At 55.0% G+C, this 3050-nt stretch carries 3 protein-coding genes and 2 tRNA genes; 2 read left to right on the top strand and 3 right to left on the bottom strand.

Annotated features, from left to right (window positions below; genetic code table 11):
* Positions 1–101: 101 nt before the first annotated feature.
* A tRNA-Val gene (locus ABLV76_RS08315) sits at positions 102–177 on the bottom strand.
* Between the two features lie 259 nt (positions 178–436).
* Here ABLV76_RS08315 and gltX point away from each other — a divergent pair.
* Positions 437–1855 (top strand): glutamate--tRNA ligase, encoded by a 1419-nt coding sequence (gltX, locus tag ABLV76_RS08320; RefSeq protein ID WP_004202014.1) that lies wholly within the window; start codon positions 437–439, stop codon positions 1853–1855.
* 55 nt (positions 1856–1910) lie between these two features.
* Here the strand turns inward: gltX and ABLV76_RS08325 are convergent, their stop codons facing one another.
* Entirely contained in the window at positions 1911–2303 is a 393-nt protein-coding gene (locus ABLV76_RS08325) for a YfeC-like transcriptional regulator (protein WP_004202015.1), read from the bottom strand.
* A 3-nt stretch (positions 2304–2306) separates the two neighbouring features.
* A complete protein-coding gene (locus ABLV76_RS08330; protein ID WP_004202017.1) occupies positions 2307–2660 on the bottom strand; it encodes a YfeC-like transcriptional regulator in 354 nt (117 codons plus the stop codon).
* 218 nt (positions 2661–2878) lie between these two features.
* On the opposite strand from ABLV76_RS08330, the gene ABLV76_RS08335 reads away from it, so the two are divergent.
* Positions 2879–2954, top strand: a tRNA-Ala gene (locus ABLV76_RS08335).
* Positions 2955–3050: the final 96 nt, after the last annotated feature.

Genomic DNA, 3050 nt, shown 5'->3' on the forward strand with positions numbered 1-3050 from the left:
AACCGCCGACCCCCTCCTTGTAAGGGAGGTGCTCTCCCAGCTGAGCTAATCACCCACTTCGGTACTTCACATTTTGACAGAAAATTCAGCTGGCGAGAAAGTGGTGGGTGATGACGGGATCGAACCGCCGACCCCCTCCTTGTAAGGGAGGTGCTCTCCCAGCTGAGCTAATCACCCCCGCTGTGTGGAGTCGCATTATAGGGAGAGTTGAAAATGAGTCAACGCCTTTTCTAAAGAATTCGTTCGTTCGTCGTAAAATTAAACAAAGCGATCGTAAAACCGGCGTCATAGCATGATTTATAAACAAAAATGGCAAACCGCGACGTTCCGACGGGAACAACATTGAGGAATCAGCCCACGGTGTTAGAATATTGACCCATAATTTCCACCGGACATTGCCGTCTATCGGCATCTTTATTAAACGTAAGGCCAATTCATGAAAATCAAAACTCGCTTCGCGCCAAGCCCAACCGGCTATCTGCACGTTGGCGGTGCGCGTACTGCTCTCTATTCCTGGCTTTTTGCCCGTAACCACGGCGGTGAGTTTGTACTGCGTATTGAAGACACCGATCTCGAACGCTCCACCCCGGAAGCAATTGAAGCCATCATGGATGGCATGAACTGGCTGAATCTGCAATGGGACGAAGGTCCCTATTACCAGACCAAACGTTTCGATCGTTATAACAACGTGATCGATGAGATGCTGGAAGCCGGTACCGCTTATAAATGCTATTGCTCGAAAGAGCGTCTGGAAGCGTTGCGCGAAGAGCAGATGGCGAACGGTGAGAAGCCGCGTTACGATGGCCGCTGCCGCCATAGCCACGAGCATCATGCCGACGATGAGCCGTGCGTGGTGCGTTTCGCCAACCCGCAGGAAGGGTCAGTTATTTTTGACGATCAGATCCGCGGACCTATCGAGTTCAGCAACCAGGAGCTGGACGATCTGATCATTCGCCGTACCGATGGTTCCCCGACCTACAACTTCTGCGTCGTCGTGGATGACTGGGACATGGCGATCACCCACGTGATCCGTGGTGAAGATCATATCAATAACACGCCGCGCCAGATCAACATCCTTAAAGCGCTGAACGCGCCGGTGCCGGTATACGCGCACGTATCGATGATTAACGGCGACGATGGCAAGAAACTCTCCAAGCGCCACGGGGCGGTCAGCGTGATGCAGTATCGCGACGATGGCTACCTGCCGGAAGCGTTGCTTAACTATCTGGTGCGTCTGGGCTGGTCCCATGGCGATCAGGAGATCTTCACCCGCGAAGAGATGATCGAGTTCTTCTCGCTGGGGGCGGTCAGCAAATCCGCCAGTGCGTTCAACACCGACAAGCTGCTGTGGCTGAACCATCATTACATCAATACTCTGCCAGCGGAGTATGTGGCGACCCATCTGCAGTGGCATATCGAGCAGGAAAATATCGATACCCGCAACGGTCCGCAGCTGGCCGAGTTGGTGAAGCTGCTGGGCGAGCGTTGCAAAACGCTGAAAGAGATTGCCCAGAGCTGCCGCTACTTCTATGAAGAGTTCGCTGAGTTCGACGCCGACGCGGCGAAGAAACATCTGCGTCCGGTAGCGCGTCAGCCGCTGGAAGTCGTCCGCGACAAGCTGGCGGCGATTAGCGACTGGACGGCGGAAAACGTCCACCACGCGATTCAGGCGACCGCTGATGAGCTGGAAGTGGGCATGGGTAAAGTCGGTATGCCGCTGCGCGTGGCCGTTACCGGTGCTGGGCAGTCTCCTGCGCTTGACGTAACCGTCCATGCAATCGGCAAGTCCCGTAGCGTAGAGCGTATCAATAAAGCGCTGGCTTTTATCGCTGAGCGCGAAGGCCAGGCGTCCTGACGGGGACGTAGATGATATAACGGCAGGATATACTCCTGCCGTTTTTTTTTGTCTGTTACGCCGGGCTGGCGATGCCGAGGCGGGCAAGAAAACCGCTAATCCCTTCCCGGGCCAGCAAGTCGCGGAGCTGCAGCTGTTCTGCCGGAGTCATCAGTTGCAGGGTTTCTGTGATTTGCCGCCAGATCGCGTCCGCCTCATTGACCAGGTAAGCGCCTGGCGATTCCGCGAGATGATTGTCGCTAAACAGATGGCGTCTGGCGGGAATGTTAGTCAAAAACTCACGCACCGGTTGGTCGATGACCACCAGTCGCGCTCGTCCCCCTTTAACGCCGGGTATCGCTTCTGTGCGCCATTTCTTCTCCCGAACCCAGCGATTGATCGTTTGTCTGGCCAGCCCCAGGCAGTCGGCAAGCTCTGCGGGCGTCATTTTATCTTTTAGTTTCATCATGGTTTACCGATCGCGGATCCCTAACCGAAGCAGTAACCCGGTGATCCCCTCGCGCAGCAACAGCGACATAAGCTGCTTCTGCTCGCTGGGGGTGAGTTCTTTACAGAGGGTCAGCAGCAGCGATTCCAGATCGCTGTCGTGGGGAGAATAGGTGCCGGGCGTCTCCGCCACGCGCTGGGCGCTGCGGATAAACTCCCTGACTTGCTCATTGACATGGACCAGGCGCGCCTTGCCGCCCTGGACGCCAGGCCGCGGAGAGGTCTGCCAGCCTTCTTTCCGCACCCACTTATTGATAGTTTGCCGACTGTAGCCGGTCAGATGGGCGATTTCTTCAGGTGTCATTCGTTCCTTGAGCATACTATTTCCTGAGTAAATGTATGGAATTAGCTGTCCATGTTATAGCATCCTTTTACTGGAAAAGGTGACCTGTTTAACTTCTGGCTGCGATAAGGCTCGCAATGTCAGCAGGTTGCCTGCTTTTTCAGCGATTGAATCGAGAAGGATAATTTTGCCGTTGACACCTGAGCGAGGAATTCATATTATGCCGCCCGTCAACACGACACGCTTTACGTTACGGGGCTATAGCTCAGCTGGGAGAGCGCTTGCATGGCATGCAAGAGGTCAGCGGTTCGATCCCGCTTAGCTCCACCAAATTCTGCACCCAGCGGATTTGGTTCGTAAAGAGGTCCTGTGGGGCTATAGCTCAGCTGGGAGAGCGCTTGCATGGCATGCAAGAGGTCAGCGGTT

Origin of the sequence: Klebsiella sp. GB_Kp047, assembly GCF_040065235.1 — a bacterium.
GTDB classification, from domain to species: domain Bacteria; phylum Pseudomonadota; class Gammaproteobacteria; order Enterobacterales; family Enterobacteriaceae; genus Klebsiella; species Klebsiella quasipneumoniae.

What these genes read in the sequence shown, in the direction of transcription:
- gltX (WP_004202014.1), top strand. Translation starts at nt 437, where the DNA reads ATGAAAATCAAAACTCGCTTCGCGCCAAGCCCAACCGGCTATCTGCAC.
- ABLV76_RS08325 (WP_004202015.1), bottom strand. Translation starts at nt 2,303, where the DNA reads ATGATGAAACTAAAAGATAAAATGACGCCCGCAGAGCTTGCCGACTGC.
- ABLV76_RS08330 (WP_004202017.1), bottom strand. Translation starts at nt 2,660, where the DNA reads ATGCTCAAGGAACGAATGACACCTGAAGAAATCGCCCATCTGACCGGC.